Below are 21,282 nucleotides of genomic sequence, written 5' to 3'. Positions count from 1 at the left end.
GATGTGCGACTCCCTGCTGACAGCGGTGCGCGACGACCTGCTCGGCCCCGTGGGCGGCACCGACGAGGTGCTCACGGGTGACGCGCCGATCACCATGTACCCGGTCGGGGTGCTGTTCCCGCGCACCCGTTCGCAGGACGGGCACCGCGAACCGTCCGAGCAGGAGAACGAACAGGACGGCCTTGACACGACCCCGATCGCCCGGAGGGCGGTCGAGGAGGAGGCCGTGGACCTCGGGGTCTCCTTGGCCGGCATCCGGATGCCTTCGTCGCTCGGCCTCACGTTCGCCGTGGACCCGAACGTCGCCCCGCGGCTGAAGTTCTCCGTCCGGGCAGCCGTCTACCGGCCCGAGGACGAGAACGGGAAGCCCGTTGCGGCCAAGCGGACCGAGGCTCGCAGCACGAAGGCGCAGAAGGAACACTGGCGTCGGGCCGAACTGCGTCCGGACCCGGTCGTCGTGGACGTGACGGTGCCCGGTTTCCCGGACCTGGATCCACTGCACCCCGGTCTCGAACTCCGTGTCCTGGTGCGTCCGCCCTCGAAGCAGCACGGCACGGTGACCGTGACGGCAACGGTCGTGAACGGTCTGGAGGTCGGTCAGTACGACCTCCGCGACGCCCACTGCTTCTACCAGCCGGTCCTTGAGGTGACCGCCGAGGACGGGACCGCCGCACCGTTCGTGGAACGGCGCGCGGCGGTCGGTGCGGCCGACTCCGAGCTGGCGTTGAGTCGGATGCTGCACCGGCACGCGCCGACCTTCGCCACCGGGCACGGCTGCGCGGCGTACTGGGAGTGGACTCCCCCGGCCATCGGTGAGGTGGGCACCGACCGGGCCGTGGTGACGTCGGTCCGGACCGAGTTCGTGCCGTCCCACGAGGTGCTGCTGACGGACTCGAACCCGGAGATCGACACCAGCGCACTGACCATGCACGGTCTCGGCACCGCCCCGACCGACGAGATCGTCGCGGCACTGCGCCGGATGCTCGACGGGTACCGGATCTGGATCGACGGCCAGGAGGAACAGAGCCGCGCGCTGGCCGGCACCGAGCACGGCCCGATCGCGGTGAAGCAGGTGCGCCAGTGCCGCCGCGCACTCCGGCGCATGCACGACGGCGTGGACCTGTTGGCCGACCCGGACCGGCCGGAGGTGCTTCGCGCGTTCAGGCTGGCGAACCTCGCAATGGCCGATCAGCGTGCCCGAACGGCGTGGATCAAGGGGGGCAGATCCGGTCTGCCCGATGCCTCGGCAGGCCGGTGGCGCCCGTTCCAGATCTCCTTCGTACTGCTCTGTCTGGTCGGCATCGTGGACCCCGAGCACGAGGACCGCGGAGTGGCCGACCTGCTGTGGTTCCCCACCGGTGGTGGCAAGACCGAGGCCTACCTCGGCCTGATCGCGTTCACCACCTTCCTGCGGCGGCTGCGCGACGGGTCGACGGGTGGCGGCGTCACCGTCCTCATGCGCTACACCCTGCGGCTGCTGACGCTGCAGCAGTTCGAGCGGGCCACGACGCTGATCTGTGCCATGGAACGACTGCGCGACGGAGATCCGGCGTCACTGGGCGACGAGGAGATCTCGATCGGCATGTGGGTGGGCCGCTCCGCCACCCCGAACCGACTGTCCGTGGCGGCCCAGCGACTGCGGGAACTGCGCAACAATCCGCTGCGGCCGCTTCAGACGGAGAACCCCGTCCAGTTGCGCGGCTGCCCTTGGTGCGGCGAGCCCCTGTCCCCGGACGACTACGCGGTGGACGAAACCTCCGTTCGGATGGTGATCAGCTGCCCCGCTGTCGACTGCGCGTTCCACACGGGCCTGCCGGTCCACCTGGTCGACGACGCCGTCTACGATGCTCGGCCGACCCTGGTGATCGCCACCGTCGACAAGTTCGCCTCGCTGCCGTGGCGGCCCGATTCGGCCGCCCTGTTCAATCTGACCGCTTCGCCCGGCACTCGACCCCCGGAGCTGATCGTCCAGGACGAACTCCACCTGATCTCGGGCCCCTTGGGCACCCTGACGGGTCTGTACGAGACGGCAGTGGACGCACTCGCCCGACGGCCGAAGGTGGTCGCCTCGACCGCGACCATCCGGCGGGCCGACCAGCAGGGATCCCGGTTGTTCGCCCGTAGGGTCGACCAGTTCCCGCCGGCCGGGCTCGACTCGCGCGATTCCTGGTTCGCCGTCGAGACCTCCCGGGACCGGAAGGCCGCCCGCCGCTACGTCGGTCTGCTCACCTCCAGCACCAGTCAGGCGACACTGCTGATCCGGGTGTACGCGGCGTTGCTGCATCGGGCGGCGACCCGTGGCGCGCCGGACCACGTGAAGGACGCCTACTGGACGCTCGTCGGCTACTTCAACAGCCTGCGCCTGCTGTCCGCAGCGGAACTCCAGGTCCTGGACGACGTGCAGGAACGTCTCGACTATCTGGCAGTCCGGGACGGTGCGGAGCCGCGCCGGGTCGACGGGCTCACCGAGCTCAGCAGTCGGGCCAATGCGAGCGACATCTCCCGACGGTTGAAGGAGGTCGAACGGTCGCTGCCGCAGAAGGACGTCCTCGACGTCCTTCTCGCCACCAACATGATCTCGGTCGGCGTGGACATCGACCGGCTGGGGCTGATGGCGGTCATGGGTCAGCCGCAGACGACCGCGGAGTACATTCAGGCCACCAGCCGGGTCGGCCGGCAGCACCCCGGATTCGTGGCGGTCATGCTCAACTCGGCCCGTTCCCGCGACCGTTCGCACTACGAAGACTTCCAACAGTTCCACTCGGCGCTGTACCGGGAGGTGGAGTCCACCAGCGTGACGCCGTTCTCCTCCCGAGCCAGGGAGCGCGGACTGCACGCGGTGATCGTCGCGCTGGCTCGGCTGACCCTGCCGGAGGCGGGCCCGAACGCCGCCGCCGGCAGGATCGAGGACTTCCTCGACGATCTGAACGGCAGCATCCGTCGCATCGTCCTCGACCGTGTCGCCCAGGTCGACCCGGCCGAACTCGACACCACCGCCGAGGCCTTCGACCACTTCGTCCAGGAGTGGAGGTACGCGGCCGAGGACTACTCCGACCTGGTCTACGAAGCGCCCCGGGGCACGCGTGCGCCTGCCTTGCTGAGCAGCTACGACGACGAAGCGCTCACCACCGGGGCCGAGTCGTGGCCCACCCTGTGGAGCCTGCGTGACGTCGATGCCTCGTCCGTCTTCTTCGAGGAGCGCTGAGTTGTGACACCTCTTCCCCCTCGCACCCGCCGTCGGAGCCTGGTCTCCGGCCCGGTCCGTGTCGCCCGTCGACTCGGAGAGATCCGGCGCGCACAGTTGATCACCACGTACGGCGTCGGCGCGATGATCGCGGTGGACAACGAGTCGTTCCTGGTCCGCGGCATCGACTCGTGGGACGTCTCACGGGCACCGGTCGTCGTGGAGCCCCGCCTCTCCGACCAACTGCACGTGTACGAGTTCCGCCTGCCGCCCGCGCCCGACCCGGACCTGGCGAAGGACGGCGTCCGGGCCGTGCGGTTCCCCGAGTGGTACTCCTGCCCGCGCTGCGGCGCTCTCCAGCCGTACCGGAAGTTCAACTCCCCCTCGGGTCGGGCCGAGTGTTCGAACTGTCAGGAAGGCCTGGTCCCGTCCCGATTCGTGATGGCCTGCGCAAACGGCCACCTGGAGGACTTCCCCTACTGGCAGTGGGTGCACCGGAACAACGGTCGAACCGAGACCGGGAGCTGCGGAGGCGGCCTGACGTTCAGGTCGGACGGCTCGACCGCCTCGCTGCGCGCCGTACTGATCAGCTGCAGCTGCGGCGTATCCGCGTCGATGGAAGGGTCGTTCCGTCGCGCGGCACTCGATGACCTGCGCATCCGCTGCGGCGGCCGTCTCCCGTGGTTGAAGGACGCACCTGCCGAGCACTGCACGGAAGCGCCGCGTACCCTCCAGCGTGGTTCCTCCTCCGTCTGGTTCCCCGTCGTGCACTCCGCGCTGTCCATCCCCCCGTGGAGCGAGGGCCTGGCGAAGCTCGCGGCAGGCCTGTACAGCAAGTTGAAGGACGAGGACGACTCCTTCGTCCGCCGGTACCTGCGCGTCGAAAAGATCCTCGAGCACCACCCTGCCTACGACCCCGAGGAGATCGTGTCGCTGATCCGCGAACGCCGGGAGACCGAGCGGAGCTCCACGGAGCAGGGCCCGATCGAATCCGGGCAACAGGACGCACCGCGCACGGCGATCTACCGCGACGAATACGACAGCCTGCGCCGGACGCATCGGGAGGATCCCGATGTCGGGGCCCAGGATTTCGTCTGCGAACCGCCGGCCGGGTCGACCGGACCGCTCCGGGAGTCCCACGGCCTCGGCCAGATCATGCTGGTGAAGCGTCTGCGTGAGGTCCGCGCCCTGCAGTCGTTCACCAGGATCGAGGAACCGGGCCTGGCGGCGATGCCCCGGCACGCGCCGATCTGGCACCAGAGGCAGACATGGCTGCCCGCGATCGAGGTCCGGGGCGAGGGAGTGTTCCTGCGGCTCGACACCGATCGTCTGCGCCAGTGGGAGCAACTACCCGGCCCCCTCTCCCGGGCCCGGCGAATCCGTGCGAACCACGATCGTCTGCTGCACGAGCGCGCCAAGGGTTCGGACCGGCCGGTACCGTCGTCCCACGCCGATCCGCGGTACGTGCTGCTGCACACCCTCGCCCACGTGCTGATCAACGAGTGGAGCCTGGACGGCGGCTACCCGGCCGCCGCACTGCGGGAACGCCTGTACGCGGGCGACGACATGGCAGGAATCCTGATCTACACCGCGACGAGCGATTCGGCCGGCAGCTTGGGAGGCATCGTCGCCCAGGGCGAGCCGGACCGGCTGGAAAGCTCACTGCGGTCGGCGTTGGCCCGCGCCGGATGGTGCTCCAACGATCCGCTGTGCGCGGAGTCGGAGGCCAGTGGCGCCGACGGGCTCAACCTGGCCGCCTGCCATGCGTGCGTGCTGCTTCCCGAGACCAGCTGCGAGAACAACAACATTCTGCTCGACCGGGCCACCCTGATCGGCTCGCTGGACGGATCCTCACCGGGATTCTTCTGAGCCTCCGGCGTCCGGGCCGCAGATCCGAACGGTTCGACGGCCTGGGCGGGCCGAACCGGACACGTCGAGACCGGCACGCCGCCCCCTCTCCGACCCGACCTGCTGACACCTGACGGTGATCCTGACCGAGCGGCCCCGCCCGGGGTTTCCGGGCGGGGCCGCCGTTTGCGCGGCCGTTACTGCCCGCGCGGGGCCGGGGCGTAGCCGGCCGGGTGGGTGGTGAAGGTGCCGCGGCCCTGGGTGCGGCTGCGCAGGGCGCTGGCGTAGCCGAAGAGTTCGGCGAGGGGGACGGTGGCGGTCAGGGCTGCGTCGGTGGCGCCGCGGGGGGCGGAGCCGTGGACGCGTCCTCGGCGGGCGGAGAGGTCGCCGAGGACGCCGCCGACGGTGTCCTGCGGGACGGTCGCGGTGACGTCCACCACGGGTTCCAGCAGGACCGGGCTGCCGCGCCGCAGGGCCTCGCGCAGGGCGAGCCGGCCGGCGGTGCGGAAGGCCAGGTCGGAGGAGTCCTTGACGTGGGTCGCCCCGTCGGTGAGGGTGACCCGGACCCCGGTGACGGGGTGGCCGAGCGGGCCGTCCGCGAGGGCGTCCCGGCAGCCCGCCTCGACGGCCTGCACGTACTCCTGCGGGACCCGCCCGCCGGTGACGGTGGAGCGGAACTCGAAGCCGTCCGTGCCCGGTTCGCCGAGCGGTTCGACGTCGACCACGACGTGCGCGAACTGCCCTGCGCCGCCGTCCTGTTTGACATGCCGCAGGACGAGTCCGGCGACCGCGCGGGAGAGCGTCTCGCGGTAGGCGACCTGCGGCCGGCCGACGGTGACCTCCAGCCCGAGCCGGCGGAGCTTCTCCACCGCCACCTCCAGGTGCAGTTCACCGAGACCGGACAGCACCCGCTGCCCGCTCTCCGGGTCGGTCCCGACCACCAGGGACGGGTCCTCCTCGGCGAGCCGGAGCAGCGCGACCGCCAGCCGGTCGGTGTCCACCGAGCGGCGGGCCTCGACCGCGACGGTCACCACCGGATCGGCGGCGACGGCCGGTTCGAGCACCAGCGGGGCGCTCGGCGCGCACAGCGTGGTGCCGGCCCGGGCGGCCTTGGGCCCGACGACGGCCACGATGTCGCCGGCCACCGCAGTGTCGGTCTCGGTGTGCCGGTCGGCCTGCACCCGCAGGATGCGGCCGATCCGCTCGGTGCGGCCGGTGCGCGCGTCGAGCACGGTGTCCCCCTTCCGTAGGGTGCCGGAGTAGATCCGCAGGCTGCTGAGTCGACCGGTGGCGCCCGCGTTCACCTTGAACACCAGTGCCGCCAAAGGCTGTTCGGCATCGGCCGGGCGTTCCTGGACAGCGCCCTGCCAGTCGCCGCGCACCGGCGGGACGTCCAGCGGCGACGGCAGGTACGCCGTCACCGCGTCCAGCAGCGGTTCGATGCCGCGGTTGCGGTACGCGGAGCCGCACAGCACCACCACCGCCTGTCCGTCTGCCGTGAGTTGACGCAGCGCGGCCGCGAGGCTGTCCGCGCCGAGGGTTCCGGTGGCGCAGTACTCCTCCAGCGCCGCCGGGTGCAGTTCGGCCACCGTCTCCGCCAGTGCCTGCCGTCGACGTTCCGCCTCGGCCGCCAACTCGAAGGAAACGTCGGAGACTTGTACGTCTTCGGCACTGCCGGCACCGTCCGGCCAGGTGAGTGCGCGCAACCGGAGCAGGTCGACCACGCCGGTGAAGTCGCCCTCCCGGCCGATCGGCAACTGCACCGCCAGCGGCACCGGGTGGAGCCGGTCCCGGATCGAGGCGACCGCCTCGTCCAGGTCCGCACCGGGCCGGTCCATCTTGTTGACGAACGCGATCCGCGGCACACCGTGCCGGTCGGCCTGCCGCCACACCGACTCGCTCTGCGGCTCGACGCCCGCGACGGCGTCGAACACCGCCACCGCGCCGTCCAGCACCCGCAGCGAACGCTCCACCTCGTCGGCGAAGTCCACGTGCCCCGGCGTGTCGATCAGGTTCAGCCGGTGGCCGTCCCAGTCACAACTGACCGCCGCGGCAAAGATGGTGATACCGCGGTCGCGCTCCTGCGGGTCGAAGTCGGTGACGGTGGTGCCGTCGTGCACCTCGCCGCGCCGGTGGGTCTCCCCGGTCAGGAACAGGATGCGCTCGGTGACGGTGGTCTTGCCGGCGTCCACGTGCGCGAGGATGCCGAGGTTGCGGACGGCGACGGTGCTGGTGGCGGTGGAGAGGGTGAGGTCGGTGCGCATGGCCCGATGCCTTTCGGAGGTGGATCCTGAAATGGGCAGCGCGATTCACCGGAGCAGCCGAGCAACACCCCTGCGCCCGGGCCCGCACCTGCACCGCGGCGCAGCGCGACGCAGTACACGGGCGGTGGGGCGGCCCGCCGACAGTACGTCGGCACGACCGTGCGACGCCGACAACGGGCGTTCACAGCAAGGGGAATCGGGTGGAGCTCGCGGTCCTCTACCGGCGCCGGCCGCGCAGCGGGCGCCGGCCTGCCGAGGACACCAGGATCACCTCGAACCGCGACGGGGGAACGACAACAGCGGCGCTACGCACGACTGTTCCCTCCCTCTCCTGATCACGGTCGACCCGGCCGGCCATCCGGCTCGGGCGCCTTTCGGCTCGCCGAGTCTAGGGGCGTCCGATCTCCGCCGTCACCCGTATTTTCGCTCGCCGATTCAACGACTCCGCTGGCACGGTGAATTGGCGTGGCATCAGTCCCAGACGATCGATCGGATCGCCATTCCGGCCGGCACCGGCGGCACGTCCAAACAGTCGTCGACCAGGCCGGTCACCACACCGCTGGACTCCCAACCGGCCGTCCAGGACTCGCAGTTCGCAGCGTCCGCACTGGTGCACACGGCGACGGCCTCGGCCAGCACCTCGGACAAGTCCAGTGTCTCCGGGTGGAGTTGGACCCGCACCCAGGCCACGTCCGGCCGCTCGGCGATCCGGGCCAGGCAGGCCGCCAACTCGGCCAGCGGCGGGCGACCGTAGCCCCACTGGTTCGGCGCCAGTGAGTCCTCGACGGCGTTGCCCTCAAAGAACTCGGCCAGGGTGAGCAGCGGCAGCACGCCGTCCGGGCCGGCCCGCCCGATGACGTCCTCGACAGGAATCATGCCGCCGATCCTGCCTGCCGCCACCGACACAGTACCGACCCGACAACGAGTGCGGCGGCCCCGGCCATCCACCGCCGAAGCCGCCGCACCATCAAAACCACCAAGGCCACCGCACCGCCGAATCACCGCACCGCGGAACCGCGCCACGAGAGCCGGCGCGTTCCGGCCTCAGACCAGCAGCCCGTTCCGCTTCACGTACCAGGTGTGGAGGCCGATCATCGCGCCCAGCACGACCAGCCACTGCAGCGCGTTCACCAGCGGCACCGCGCCGATCGGCAGGGTCATCGCGAAGGCGACCCGGATCAGGGCGTCCAGGGTGAAACCCGTGCCCCACAGCACTGTCAGCAGCCGGATGTGGCGGCGGAAGGTCCGGTCGTGGTCCCACTGGCCGATCCAGGCGTCCGCGCCCACCGGGCCGATCTTGGCGGCGACCACCGTCCGGGCCGCGCCGAGCGCCCAGGGGCGGCGGGTCAGCAGACTGCCCAGGATCCACAGGCCGATCACTCCGAACACCCAACTGTCGCGCACCAGCAGCACCCTGGGGCTGCCCGTCACCGACGACAGCAGCGCGCCCACCGCGATCAGCAGCAGCGTGAACACCGGCATCGCGTCCAGCCGGCGGTTGCGCAGCAGCCCGAGGATCAACCACGGCAGTGCGGCCAGACTGCTCAGCGTGATCGCCAGCCACTGGCCGGCGCCGAACCCGAGCAGCGTGTAGTACGCAGCGAGCGGGATCGCCAGCTCGAAAACCAGCGACTTGGCCGCCTGCCGCAGACCGCGCGCCTGCCGCTGTTTCGGCGTCGAGTCGTCCCCCGCCAGCGCCGCCCAGTCCACCTGCCCGTCCGCCGTCCTCGGCAGCTCGGCCGGCCCACGACCGACCACGCTCCCACCGGCCGCTCCCTCAGAGGCCTCAACTCCCGCCTCTGCCGGGCCCGTTCTCCCCACGACCGCCCCCACCGCGCCCGCGCCCACACCCATCGCCATGTCCGCCCCCGTCACTGTGCCCGTCTCCGTCCCCGCCGCATCCGTCCCCACCACGTCCGCTCCCCTCACCCCGGTGGCCGCCGCATCCGGCGCCGCCACAGTCGGCCCCACCCGTCCGGACCGTCACTCGTTCACGCGTCCTCCCCCGGCAGCCGGTGAACTTCCATGCAGATCTCCGCCGGGCGCACCGCCCGGTCGAACAGGTCGGCCAACTCCCGTGCGCTGGTGGCCACATCCATCTCCGGCTCGCGCAGCACGCGGACCAGGACCGCGTCGATCGCGCCCCGGATCGCCGTCACCAGCACCTTGGCGTCGAACTGGCCGTACTCGCCCTCCGCCTGGGCGGCGCGGACCACGTACTCCTGAAGGTCCATCACCGTCCGCCGACCGGCCGCGAACTCGCCGTCCGTGTCGTCGCCCTGGCCGTTCAGGATCTCCACCAGCGCGGCCAGCTCCCGCGGGTGCGCGGCCGCCAGCTGGACGTTGGACTCGATGTACGCGCGGAGGCGCGCCCGCGGGCCCACCGCAGCCTCGATCCGCGGCCGCATGTACGCCTCGGAGACCCGCAGGACCTCCGCGACCACCTCGCGCAGCAGATCGTCCTTGCCCTTGAAGTGGTACGAGATCATCCCGGTGCTGCTCAGCCCGGCGTGCTTGGCGATCCGCGCGAACGAGGCCTTGGCGTACCCCGCGTCGGCGATCACTTCGATGGCCGCCTCGACGATCTGCCGACGCCGCGCCGATTCGGTGAACGTGCGCCCCACGGAGCACCCCTCTCTGCTCGCCCGAGCCAGCCCTTGCTCACCCGAGCAAAAAGGTAGCACTGTCTGCTCGCACGAGCAAGAAGCTGTCCGGACGAGCAAACGATCGATCGAACGCATGGACCACGAGGCAGGGCCACAACGCGGGACCACGACGCAGCGCCACGACGCACGTCGGCCCCGGCCAACAGGCAGCCGGGGCCGAGCGCAGTGCGGAGCAGGAGACTCAGGTGGCAGGGCTCAGAGCGTGACCACCTGCCGCTCGCCGGCCTCGACGGCGACGGTGAGGCGGTTGCCGGGCGGCGGGAACGGGCAGATGAAGTGGTCGGCGAAGGCACAGGGCGGCAGGAACGCCCGGTTGAAGTCGAGCACGGTGTTCCCGTCGGCGTCCGGTGCGGGCAGCGTGATGAACCGGAAGCGGTAGGTCTCCCGGCCGCTGGTGGTGTCCGCGATGACGCCGCTGAGCGGGCCGCCGGAACCGCTGACGGTCAGCGTGTGCTCCTCGCCGCCCAGCGTGAAGGCGACCTGACCGGCGACGGTCATTGGGCGGGCCCGGCCGTCGGCGTTCTCCACCATCAGGTCCTGCGCGCCGGTCTCGAACGGGGTGAACACGGCGGGCACCGCCCAGTCGGGCGCGTACGGGAAGACCGAGATCCCGGCGTACGCGGCCCGGCGCGGCGCGGCGGGGTCGAAGACGCGGAGGGCGAGTTCGCCCTCGCGCTCGATCGGGACCAGTCGCAGCCCGTCCAGCACCGCGATCTGCGCGCCCGGGTCGGTGTCGGGGCGCAGCGCGACCCGGCCGGTGGCCTCCTGCTGCTCGCCTTCGAGTCGGACGCTGTCGCCGGCGGCGAGCTCGGCGCACACGACGCCGCTCTCGGCCCACCAAGTCCCGGGCAGGCCGGGCAGTTTCGCCGGTTCGGGCTCCAACCAGTGGGTGCCGGTCAGCGCGAGCGGGCCGTGCGGGGCGCTGACCGCGGCGCTCCGGGACTCCGTCCAGTGCTGCCACGCCTCGGCTGCGGTGTCGGTCATCGGACTGCCTCCAAGTGGGGCTCTGGTTCGGGCACTTGCGTCAATCGCAGGACGGACGGGGCGTCTGCGGGCCGGGTCAGCGCCCGGCGAGCGGGCGGAACAGACCCTCCTGCATCACGGAGACCACCAACTGCCCCTTCCGGTCGTAGATTTCGCCACGGGCCAGCCCGCGCGCGCCGTGGGCGATCGGCGACTCCTGCCGGTACAGCAGCCAGTCGTCGGCCCGGAACGGGCGGTGGAACCACATCGCGTGGTCCAGCGAGGCCATGTCGAAGTTCCGTTCGCCCCACAGGGGTTCGACGGGGGCGCGGACGGCGTCCAGCAGGGTCATGTCGCTGGCGTAGGTGAGCGCGCAGACGTGGATCAGCGGGTCGTCGGGCAGCGGACCGTTGGTCTTCAGCCACACGCCGCTGCGGGCCTCGACGCCGTCGAGTTCGTCGCGGCTCCACTTGAGCCGGTCCACGTACCGGATGTCGAAGGGCTGGCGACGGCTGATGAACGGCGGGAGTTCGCCCAGCCGGGAGCCGACCTCGTCCAGCGCGCTCGGCAGGTCCTCGGGGGCGGGGACGTCCGGCATCGGGAACTGGTGCTCGATGCCGCCGGGTTCCGGCTTGTGAAAGTCGGCGGTCAGCGCGAAGATCGACCGCCCGCCCTGGATGGCCAGCACCCGGCGGGTGGTGAAGGAGCGTCCGTCCCGGAGCCGGTCCACCTGGTAGACGATCGGGACGCCGGGAACTCCGGGACGCAGGAAGTAGGCGTGCAGCGAGTGCACCGGCCGGTCCTCGTCCACCGTGCGGCCCGCCGCGACCAGCGCCTGGCCGGCGACCTGCCCGCCGAAGGTGCGCTGCAGCGCCTCCTCGGGGCTGCGGCCGCGAAAGATGTTCAGCTCGATCTGCTCCAGGTCGAGCAGGTCGACGAGCTGGTCGACGGGGGTTCCCATGTGTGTCGCTCCCTCTCCCGGCGGCCGGGCGGGGCTGGGTGTGCCGCCGGTCGCCGTGTTCCGTCCAGCACAAGTCTCCGCGCCCGCCGGGAATTCCCGCCCTCCGGCACGCCCGCGAGCCCCACGGCCCGACCCGCGCCGACCGCCGCCGGACACGCAGCGTGCACCGCAGGCTGCGACCGTCCGAGCACCCACCACCCGGGAACGGCCGCCCGAGGACCGCGACCGGCGACCCGCTGCACCGGACCGGGCTGCCGCACCGTTACGCCACACCCGGCTGCCGCACCGCTACACCAGACCCGACTGCCGCACCGTGATGTTCAGCCGCCCCACCAGGCCGAGGTCCGGGTCGGCGGTGCCCGGCAGCGTCCGCACCACGCCGTGGTACGCGAACCGCATCAGGCCGCCGAACACCAGCAGGTCGCCGCTGCGCAGCTCCAGATCCGTCCACGGGCGCGTCCTGGTCTCGGTGTTGCCCAGCCGGAACACGGCGCTGTCACCCAGCGACAGCGACACCACGGGCGCGTTCACCCGCTCCTCGCGATCCAGGTGCAGGCCCATCTTCGCGCCGTGCGGGTAGTGGTTGACCGCCGCCACGTCCGGCGCGTAGTCGGCCGCGCCCTCGACTTCGCCGATCCCGTCGCCGTACGCCTCCGCGACCGCCCGCCGGGCCAGCTCCCCGAGCTGCGGCGGGAACGCCTTCACCGGCGCGCCGTCACCGTCCACCACGGTGCGGGCGTACCCGTACGGGTACCAGTGCCAGCCGAGGCACACCGTCCGCACCGACATCTGTCCGCCGTTCGGCATCGTCACCGTCCGCATCCCGGCCGGCGGCCGCGCCCACTCCCGGCACGCTTCGACCAGCTCCCGCTGCTCGGCCGCCCCCAGCCACCCGGGCACCAGCACCACCCCGGGCGCCGGTTCCTCGCGCTCGCGCCCGAACAGCTCCCCGACGAACACCCCACCACCGCTCACCCCTCCATGCTCCCACCGGCCCACCCGCCCCGAGCCCCCTTCACCGCAACCCGCCCCGCACCCGCCGCCCCGCATGCGGCGACCCCCGTCCCGTCCGACCCTGGGGGGAGGGGTGTTGCCGGTTGGCGCAGGAGGCGCGATGCATCCGCTGGAGTTCCGGGTGGTGAACCTTCCCGAGGAGTCGTCGCACCAGGTGGCGGTGCTGGTGCTCGGGCAGCACCGGGCGGTGCTGGTCGGTACGGGGCTGCGGCTGACGGACGGGCGGCGGCTGGAGCGGGAGGTGGCGTCCTCGGGGCGACGGCTGAGCGCTGTGCTGGTACCGGACTTCGCGCCGGAGTACTGGCTGGCGGCGGAGGTGCTCCGCGACGCGTTCCCGGAGGCCCGGTTCCTCGCGCCCGCGCCGGTCCTGGCGCGGATCGAGCGCGATCACCGCGAGGTCCGCGCCGCCTGGGCCGGTCTGGGGACGGAGCTCCCCACCCGGCTGGTCGACCTGGAGCCGCTGGCCGAGGACGCGGTGGAGCTGGAGGACCACCGGCTGGAGCTGCGCGGCGCGTCCCTCGGCCTGCCGGACCGGCACTACGTGTGGGAGCACCGCAGCCGGACGCTGCTCGGCGGTCCGCTGCTGTGGCTGAACGTCCACCCGCGGCTCGCCGACTCCCCGCACGCCGCCGAGCGCACCGCGTGGATCGACCTGCTGGACGAGATCGCCGCCCTCGACGCCCAACTCACCGTCCCGGGCCACCGCCACCTCACCGAGCCGTCCCCGAATCCGGACGGCGCCCCCGACCCGATCGTCTGGACGGGCGACTACCTGCGCGCCTTCGAGACCGAGCTCGGCAAGCCGGTCGCCCCGGACGCCGTCGAGGCCGCCCTGCTCCGGCGCTACCCGTCCGCCGCGCTGCCCGCCACCGTGGCCCCGAGCGTCCGCGCCGCCCTCGCCCACCCCTGAGACCCACCCCTGAGACCCGCCCCGGCGATCCGGCCCGGAGACCCGGCCCGGAGACCCGGCCCAGCGACCCGCCCCGGCGATCCGGCCCGGCGATCCGGCCCGGAAGCTCGGCCCTGGAGCCCGCCGCCGCCGCCGGCGGTGCCCGCAGCAGCACGAGAACGGCGGAAGCCGCCACCCCGGCAGCGGGGTGGCGGCTTCACGCCGACAGGAGGGGATCAACGGATCCCGGGGGAAGCGGAGCTTCCGGGGGTGTTTCAGACGGACAGGACCTGGCCCGGGAAGATCAGGTTCGGGTTGCCGCCGACGACACCGGTGTTGTTGTTGTACAGGCTGTGCCAGTCGACGCCGAGGCCGGCGGCGATCTTGGACAGGGTGTCGCCGGACTTGACGGTGTAGCTGCCCTTGGCGGTGTTGGCGGCCGCGGCCGGCTTGTCCTTCGGGGCCTGCTTCGGGGCGTCCTGCTTGGCGGGGGCGCTCTCCTGGGCCTTGGGGGCCTGGGTGCGGGTCTCGGAGCGGGAGGCCTTGGCGGAGGTGTCCGCGGCGGCGGTGTTCGACTTCGAGGAGGTCGAGGAGGACGACGCCGAGGAGTTCGACGAGGTCGACTTCGAGGTGGAGGTCGAGGAGGAGGAACCGGCGGAGGTGTCGACCTGGGCCGGGGTGCCGCCCTTGGTCAGACCGGCCTTGACGGAGCACACCGGCCAGGCGCCGGGGCCCTGGGAGGCGAGCACCTTCTCGGCGACGGCGATCTGCTGCGCCTTGGTGGCCAGGTTGGCCTGCGCGGCGTACGCGGTGCCACCGAACGCGGCCCAGGTGGAGGAGGTGAACTGCAGGCCACCGTAGAAGCCGTTGCCGGTGTTGATCGACCAGTTGCCACCGGACTCGCACTGCGCGACCTTGTCCCAGGTCGCGACGTCGGCGGCGGAGGCCGAGTTGGCCGTGACGAGGCCGGCCACCGGGGCGGCGAGCAGGGCGCCGCCGACGACAGCCGCGCGGATGCGGTTGCGCTTGGAGGCGGTGGTGGCAGCGGCGGTCTCGTTACGGAAGGTCATGAGATTCCTCTCGACATCCCCGGGATGGGCAGGCGGAACCAGGCCCTGTGCAGGGCCGTGTTCGCTCGCCAAGTCCGGTGGGCGGCCGTGCACGTGTCGGACGTGCCGCTGCCGCCCCGGCCACCTGTCCGCATCCCCGGCGGCGGCTGGCTGCCGTCGCGCCGGTGGCGCAGGATCCGGATCCGGGGTGAGCCGGGCGGACCGTGCGTCGGGGGTGAACCCGGGAGGTGCTCGTTGCACCGGCCATGAACCTACGAAGCCGGTGTGCGGGCCGCCAAACGTTTTCGGGTTTTCCCAGGTCAACGAAGGGTTACCGGCGGTATCGATCAAGTAAGCGAAGGATAAATATCCCTTTTGTCCGCTTTTCCCAAGATCGCTCCATACGTGAATATGGTCCCGGTCACAGTTTGGCCGGTGTGAGGTCGGGCACAGCGTCGACAGATAGCGACGCCCCGCGCACACAGGGCAGTCAGAAGCCGCGCAAATCCCGTCGTCCGACCGCCGACCCGTGACCCCAGCCACAACCCCCCGTTGGTAATGGCGGTCGGCGCGCCCCGCGCCGCGCACCCGGAGAGTCCCGCCGGGCGCATCCAGATCGTCAGGGCGAAACGAGGAGTCTTTGTGCCGCGCATGCTTGAGGTGAGCGAGGACGTACGCGCCGAAATCGGCGACGACGAGGCCGACAGCCTGCTGGCGGGAGCCCACGCCCCGGACTCGTACGACTGCACCTCGTGCCGACAACCGGGCGACTCGCTGCGCGAACGCACCAGCACGGTGCTGTTCGTCGGTGAGGAGACCGCGGTGCTGGCCTTCGCGCACGCCCGCTGCATCCCGTCCCAGGTGGTGCCGGTGGACGAGCAGCAGCTGCGCGGCGCCGTCGCCTCGATCAGCCAGGGCGGCGCCGCCACCGTCCCCGAGCCGGCGATCCCCGTCCAGGCCGCACCCGCCGCCCCGGCCCCCCAGGTCTCCCCCGCCGCCCTGGTGACGATCCCGGAGCCGATCAACCCCTCGCCGTCGGGCCGGCCGCAGCCCGCCGTGCTCGGGGTGACCTGCGGCATCGTGCTGTGCGGCGACACCCAGCACGCCGCGCTGGTGATCGAGCCGACCGGGCCGGTCGGCCGGCCGGGCAGTTCGAGCGGCGAGGACGAGTTCCTGTCGCTGCTGACCGAGCACGGCTTCCAGCTGGTCCAGGACGTCAACCGGGCGCCGGCCCGGCCGCGGGCCGGCTGGTCGGTGCTGATGGCGATGGGGCAGCTGCACGCGATCCTGCAGCCCTCGGCGACCGGCGGCTCGGCCGCCTGGTGGCAGGCCCACCAGGCGCTGCAGGTCACCCCGGCGTGGCGGGCGGCGGCGGCCCGCAAGTCCGAGGTGATCATGTTCGCGGTGCCGGCCGGCGCGGTCGGCCGCCAGCCCCGCGAGGACCTGCTGCGGGTGGCCCTGGACCGGGCCGCCGCCCGCGGCGTGCTGGCGGCGGGCACGCTGCCGCTGGCCGGCACCTGAGCGGGGGCGCGCCGATGACCGACCCCGTGAACGACCCGGCCGTCACCGGCTCGTCCGACACCTCGTCAACCACGGCCCTCCGGAAGGAGGTTGAGGGGGCCCGGCGCGGCGGTCCGGCGATAGGACTGGGGGCGGCGCCCCCGCATCCCAAGCCGGTCTCGCTCGTTGGCTCCTACGTGTACAGCTACGACCTCGCCTCCCCCGGCCGTCCCTCCGCCCCCGCCGGCCGGTCGATCCCGAGCATGCGCCCGTCGTACGACGCGGAGCACCCGGTGTCGGCCACCCCGATCTACGACTCGCTGTACTCCGAGTACCGGCGGATGTTCCGGGCGCTGCCGGGCGACCGCTCCGGCGAGGAGGGGCTGAGGTTCACCGGCTTCGCGGTCCGCGAGCAGCAGCCGCGCGAGGTGGCGCCCGAGCGGCGCGAGCAGCCCGGGTACCCGCAGCACCAGTCCTTCGAGGCGTACGCCGGGCAGGCCGGGGGCGGGCCGCAGTTCGTCCCCACGCCGGGGTCCGCCGCGCAGGCCAACGGCCAGGGCTGGGTGGCGTCCGGCTACCTCGGCCCGCCCCAGCAGGCCGCCGGCGCCCCGTCCGCCGCGGGCCCGGCGGGCGGGCGGCACCGCTCGGTGCTGTCGCTGCCGCCGGGCCGGGACGCCTGACCGGTCCGCAGACGGCTGTGGGCCGCGCACACCCTTCGGTGTCCGCGGCCCACAGCCGTCGGTACGTCTCCTGCTACTTCTTCTTGCGCTTCTCGCGCACCCGGACCGAGATCGAGATCGGGGTGCCCTCGAAGCCGAACTCCTCGCGCAGGCGGCGCTCGATGAAGCGGCGGTAGCCGGCCTCCAGGAAGCCGGACGCGAACAGCACGAACCGCGGCGGGCGGGTGCCCGCCTGGGTGCCGAACAGGACGCGCGGCTGCTTGCCGCCGCGGATCGGGTGCGGGTGCGCGGCGACCAGTTCGCCGAGGAAGGCGTTCAGGCGGGCGGTGGGGATGCGGGTCTCCCAGCCGGCCAGCGCGGTCTCGATCGCCGGGACGAGCTTCTCCATGTGCCGTCCGGTCTTCGCCGAGACGTTCACCCGGGGCGCCCACTGGACCTGCACCAGGTCGCGCTCGATCTCGCGCTCCAGGTAGAACCGGCGCTCCTCGTCGAGCTGGTCCCACTTGTTGTAGGCGATGACGACGGCGCGCCCGGCCTCGACGGCCATCGAGATGATCCGGGTGTCCTGCTCGGCGAGGGTCTCGCTGGCGTCGACCAGGACGACCGCGACCTCGGCCTTGTCCAGCGCGGCGGAGGTCCGCAGCGAGGCGTAGAAGTCCGCGCCGGAGGTCAGGTGGACCCGGCGGCGGATACCGGCGGTGTCGATGAACTTCCAGGTCTTGCCGCCGAGTTCGATCATCTCGTCGACCGGGTCACGGGTGGTGCCGGCCAGCTCGTTGACGACCACGCGGTCCTCGCCGGCGACCTTGTTCAGCAGGCTGGACTTGCCGACGTTCGGACGGCCGATCAGCGCGACGCGGCGCGGGCCGCCGGGGACCAGGCCGTCGCCGAACAACTGCGGCGGGGCCTCCGGGAGCACCTTCAGCACGGCGTCCAGCAGGTCGCCGGAGCCTCGGCCGTGCAGCGCGGAGACGGGGTACGGCTCGCCCAGGCCCAGCGACCACAGGTACGCGGCCTCGGCCTCGGTGGACGGGCCGTCGACCTTGTTGGCGCACAGCACCACCGGCTTGCCGGCCCGGCGGATCAGCCGGACCAGCGCGTCGTCGGTGTCGGTGGCGCCGACGGTGGCGTCCACCACGAACAGCACCGCGTCGGCCTGCTCGATGCCGAGCTCGGCCTGCGCGGCGACCATCGCGTCGAGGCCGAGGACGTCGATCTCCCAGCCGCCGGTGTCCAGCACCTTGAAGCGGCGGCCGGCCCACATCGCCTCGTAGCTGACCCGGTCACGGGTCACGCCGGGGCGGTCCTCGACGACCGCCTCGCGGCGGCCGATGATGCGGTTGACCAGGGTGGACTTTCCGACGTTCGGGCGGCCGACGATCGCCAGCACCGGCATCGGGCCGTGGCCGTCCAGGTCGGCGTCGACCTCGGAGGCGTCGAAGCCCTCCTCGGCGGCCAGCGCCATGAACTCGGCGTACTCGGCGTCGCCGAGCTCGCCGTGCTGGGCGGTCGTGTCGTTGCTCATGCTCTGTCTTCCATTTCCCGGCCCGGCCCTTCCCAGGGGCGGACCGTGCGTACCTGCCCGCGGGCAGCGCGAACCGCGCGGATCTCGCGCGGTCGGATCGTTCGGATCGTTCGGGGGGTTCTGGGGTCAGGCGGCGGTCAGGCCGGCCCGGGCCTCGACCAGGGCGGTGATCGTGCCGATCACCTGGTCGAGGGTGAGTTCACTGGTGTCGACCAGCTCGGCGTCCGCGGCCCGGGTCAGCGGGGCGGTCTCGCGGGAGGAGTCGGCGGCGTCCCGGCGGGCCAGGTCGGCGGCCATCGCGGTGATCGTCGCCTCGTCCAGGCCCTTGGCGCGCAGCTCGGCGGCCCGCCGCTCGGAACGGGCCTGCTCGGACGCGGTCAGGAAGACCTTCACGGTGGCGTCCGGGAACACCACGCTGCCCATGTCACGGCCCTCGGCGACGATGCCGCGGGCGGCGTGCGAGGCGCAGCCGCGCTGCAGCTCCACCAGCCGGGCCCGCACCGCGGGAACCGCGGCCACCGCGCTGACCTTGGCGGTCACCTCGGGGCCGCGGATCGGGCCGGACACGTCCTGGCCGTCCACGGTTATGGTCGGCCCGGCGGCGTCGGTGCCGGACACGATGACGGGCTTGGTGCACGCGATCGCCACCGCCTCCGCGTCGTCCACGTCCACGTCGTTGGCGAGCATCCACCAGGTCATCGCCCGGTACATCGCGCCGGTGTCCAGGAAGCTCAGGCCCAGCCGCGCGGCCACTGCCCGCGACACCGTCGACTTCCCGGATCCCGAAGGCCCGTCGATGGCGACGACGACCGGGCTGTTCGACGCTCGGTCGACACTGTCCACGGGGCGAACCTCTCTCTCACGGCACCAGAACTCACCTCAAGGTTAATGGACTCCCGCCGTGCCCCGTCCCGGCCCCGCACGTGGTCAGTGGCAGTGGCCGCCCCTCCCGAGGGTCTCCACCGGCGACGCCCCCGGCCGGGTCCACTGCGGCACCGGCCGGCCGGTCGGCCCCCAGGTCGCCACGCCGTCGGCGTCCGTCCGCCAGAACCAGCCGATCGGCGCGCCGTGCCCGCCCACCGGCGACCCCGCGTCCGGCACCTCCGGCCAGCCCTCCGGAACGTCCTCCCAGCCCTCCCGGCGGCCGTACGGCGTCATGTCGAGCAGCGCCAGCGAACTGTTGATCCGCTCCGTGCCGCGACCGGTGGTGCTGTACGTGAGGAACACCCGGTCGCCGTCCCGCAGGAAGCACATCAGCCGACCCATGTCACCGCCGATCGGCGCGGGCGCGTCACGCACCGAGAACCAGGGCTGGGTGTACCCCATGAACTCCACGTACGGAGCGACCTCCGCCCACGGGCCACTGGTCACCACCGCGAACGAGACGCCCCGGGCATTCAGGTACGCGGAGTCCCCCAGGTGCCACGCCACCATCGTGCAGCCCTCGCACTGCCCCTGGAACGGCGCCCCGTCCCACCACATGTGCTGGTACACGACCAGCTCGTCCCGCCCCTCGAACAACTCCCGGAACGCCACCGCCCCGCCGGCCCCCATGACGACGGCCGCCCCGTCCACCTCCACCATCGGCAACGCCCTGCGAGCCGCCGCCAACGCGTCCCCCTCCCGGGTGTGCGCCTTCTCCCGCACCAACACCTCCTGCCGAGCCGCCTCCCACGCCGCCATGCCCACGACCACCGGCCGCGCACCAGTCCCACTCACCACAAGCCCTCCGTCCGCCCACCGAAAGGACGCCCCACCGACGCCCACCCGTACAGACGACCCCCACCCCCGAAACTCATCGGCCCCCACCCAACGAATTCCCGACTCCCCACACACCGGAGAACCCCGCCGACCCCGGAGTGCGAACCGCAGGTCTCCGCCCCAGCCGCCCACCGAAGCCCCCGCGCAGCGGAACCCTCCCGCCGACCCCGGGACGTCCAAGCCCCACGAACCGAAGAACCCCGCCGGCCTGCTCACTCCCAAGCCCCACGCAGCGGAATCCCCCCGCCCATTCCGGACTCCCTCGCCCAAACCGCGCGCAGCGGAGAACCCCGCCGACCCCAGCCGCAGCCCCGCTACCAGGGTCCGCACAACCGCCGGCCTGCCCACCCCCAGGCCCGCGCAGCGGAATCCCACCCGCCCAGGCCATGCGCAGCAAAGAACCCCTTCGGCCGCGGACACCCCTGCCCACGCTCACGCAGCCCCGCCACCGGAGTGCGGACCGCAGGTCTCCGCCGAAGCCCCCGCGCAGCGGAGTCCTCCCGCCAACCCCTGAACGTCCAAGCCCCACGAACCGGAGAACCCCGCCGGCCCCGGACACGCTCGCGCAGCCCTGTTACCAGGGCCCGCAGGACTGCCGGCCTGCTCACCCTCAAGCCCCGCGCAGCGGAATCCCACCCGCCCATGCGATGCACAGCGAAGAACCCATTCGGCTGCGGACACTCCCTGCCCACGCTCACGCAGCCTCGCCACCGGCGTTCGCACGACCGCTGGCCCCTCAGCCCGGCCCTCAAGCTCCGCGCAGCGGAATGGGCTCCCGCGGCCCTTCCTCGCACCCGCAGCCCAAGCCCCGCGCAGCGGGACCCCCTACCCGACCTGCGCTCTCGCCGCCCTCCTCAAATCCCCTGCCCACGCCCCGCGCAGCGGACAACCCCCGCCAGTCGCGGACACCCCAGCCGCACTCCTGCAGCTCGTAAGACCGCAAGCCTCCTCATACCTCCCCCGAACCCCGCGCAGCGG

General features: G+C 72.5%; 16 protein-coding genes. 5 read left to right on the top strand and 11 right to left on the bottom strand.

Going from position 1 to position 21,282, the window contains the following annotated elements:
- Nucleotide 1: 1 nt before the first annotated feature.
- The gene (locus tag CG736_RS11380) at nucleotides 2-3,205 is read left to right on the top strand and encodes a helicase-related protein (RefSeq protein ID WP_198520476.1); all 3,204 of its coding nucleotides are present in this window, start codon (nucleotides 2-4) and stop codon (nucleotides 3,203-3,205) included.
- Between the two features lie 3 nt (nucleotides 3,206-3,208).
- The gene (gene drmB / locus CG736_RS11375) at nucleotides 3,209-5,053 is read left to right on the top strand and encodes a DUF1998 domain-containing protein (protein WP_100586066.1); all 1,845 of its coding nucleotides are present in this window, start codon (nucleotides 3,209-3,211) and stop codon (nucleotides 5,051-5,053) included.
- A 176-nt stretch (nucleotides 5,054-5,229) separates the two neighbouring features.
- Here the strand turns inward: drmB and fusA are convergent, their stop codons facing one another.
- The 7 genes from fusA to CG736_RS11340 form a co-directional block, all read right to left on the bottom strand.
- Complete coding sequence (gene fusA, locus CG736_RS11370; protein WP_100586065.1) at nucleotides 5,230-7,296, bottom strand: elongation factor G; 2,067 nt, start codon at nucleotides 7,294-7,296, stop codon at nucleotides 5,230-5,232.
- A 471-nt stretch (nucleotides 7,297-7,767) separates the two neighbouring features.
- A complete protein-coding gene (locus tag CG736_RS11365) occupies nucleotides 7,768-8,172 on the bottom strand; it encodes a hypothetical protein (protein ID WP_100586064.1) in 405 nt (134 codons plus the stop codon).
- A 168-nt stretch (nucleotides 8,173-8,340) separates the two neighbouring features.
- On the bottom strand, nucleotides 8,341-9,054 hold the full coding sequence (locus CG736_RS11360; RefSeq protein ID WP_157815519.1) for a VC0807 family protein: 714 nt from the start codon (nucleotides 9,052-9,054) through the stop codon (nucleotides 8,341-8,343).
- Nucleotides 9,055-9,287: 233 nt separating this feature from the next.
- Complete coding sequence (locus CG736_RS11355) at nucleotides 9,288-9,920, bottom strand: TetR/AcrR family transcriptional regulator (protein WP_232733930.1); 633 nt, start codon at nucleotides 9,918-9,920, stop codon at nucleotides 9,288-9,290.
- A 237-nt stretch (nucleotides 9,921-10,157) separates the two neighbouring features.
- Nucleotides 10,158-10,946, bottom strand: coding sequence for a DUF1684 domain-containing protein (locus CG736_RS11350; protein ID WP_100586061.1), 789 nt, complete (start codon nucleotides 10,944-10,946; stop codon nucleotides 10,158-10,160).
- Between the two features lie 76 nt (nucleotides 10,947-11,022).
- Nucleotides 11,023-11,886 (bottom strand): acyl-CoA thioesterase II, encoded by an 864-nt coding sequence (locus tag CG736_RS11345; RefSeq protein ID WP_100586060.1) that lies wholly within the window; start codon nucleotides 11,884-11,886, stop codon nucleotides 11,023-11,025.
- 288 nt (nucleotides 11,887-12,174) lie between these two features.
- Nucleotides 12,175-12,861: an alpha-ketoglutarate-dependent dioxygenase AlkB gene (locus tag CG736_RS11340; RefSeq protein WP_232733929.1), complete on the bottom strand. Its 687-nt coding sequence runs from the start codon at nucleotides 12,859-12,861 to the stop codon at nucleotides 12,175-12,177.
- Between the two features lie 139 nt (nucleotides 12,862-13,000).
- Between CG736_RS11340 and CG736_RS11335 the strand changes: the two genes are divergently transcribed.
- Nucleotides 13,001-13,810: an MBL fold metallo-hydrolase gene (locus tag CG736_RS11335; protein WP_100586058.1), complete on the top strand. Its 810-nt coding sequence runs from the start codon at nucleotides 13,001-13,003 to the stop codon at nucleotides 13,808-13,810.
- A gap of 254 nt (nucleotides 13,811-14,064) precedes the next feature.
- Here CG736_RS11335 and CG736_RS11330 read toward each other — a convergent pair whose 3' ends face one another.
- Nucleotides 14,065-14,859: a transglycosylase family protein gene (locus CG736_RS11330; protein ID WP_100586057.1), complete on the bottom strand. Its 795-nt coding sequence runs from the start codon at nucleotides 14,857-14,859 to the stop codon at nucleotides 14,065-14,067.
- 621 nt (nucleotides 14,860-15,480) lie between these two features.
- Between CG736_RS11330 and CG736_RS11325 the strand changes: the two genes are divergently transcribed.
- Complete coding sequence (locus CG736_RS11325; RefSeq protein ID WP_100586056.1) at nucleotides 15,481-16,359, top strand: hypothetical protein; 879 nt, start codon at nucleotides 15,481-15,483, stop codon at nucleotides 16,357-16,359.
- Nucleotides 16,360-16,373: 14 nt separating this feature from the next.
- Nucleotides 16,374-17,018, top strand: coding sequence for a hypothetical protein (locus CG736_RS11320; protein ID WP_100586055.1), 645 nt, complete (start codon nucleotides 16,374-16,376; stop codon nucleotides 17,016-17,018).
- Between the two features lie 73 nt (nucleotides 17,019-17,091).
- Here CG736_RS11320 and der read toward each other — a convergent pair whose 3' ends face one another.
- From der to CG736_RS11305, 3 genes are all read right to left on the bottom strand, one after another.
- Nucleotides 17,092-18,543, bottom strand: coding sequence for a ribosome biogenesis GTPase Der (der, locus tag CG736_RS11315; RefSeq protein WP_100586054.1), 1,452 nt, complete (start codon nucleotides 18,541-18,543; stop codon nucleotides 17,092-17,094).
- A 126-nt stretch (nucleotides 18,544-18,669) separates the two neighbouring features.
- Complete coding sequence (gene cmk, locus CG736_RS11310) at nucleotides 18,670-19,386, bottom strand: (d)CMP kinase (protein ID WP_100586053.1); 717 nt, start codon at nucleotides 19,384-19,386, stop codon at nucleotides 18,670-18,672.
- A gap of 84 nt (nucleotides 19,387-19,470) precedes the next feature.
- On the bottom strand, nucleotides 19,471-20,262 hold the full coding sequence (locus tag CG736_RS11305; protein WP_304528207.1) for a DUF899 family protein: 792 nt from the start codon (nucleotides 20,260-20,262) through the stop codon (nucleotides 19,471-19,473).
- Between the last annotated feature and the right edge of the window lie 1,020 nt (nucleotides 20,263-21,282).

It is taken from the genome of Kitasatospora sp. CB02891 (assembly GCF_002803145.1).
GTDB classification, from domain to species: Bacteria; Actinomycetota; Actinomycetes; order Streptomycetales; family Streptomycetaceae; genus Kitasatospora; species Kitasatospora griseola.
This window is presented reverse-complemented; position numbering and strand designations above follow the sequence as displayed.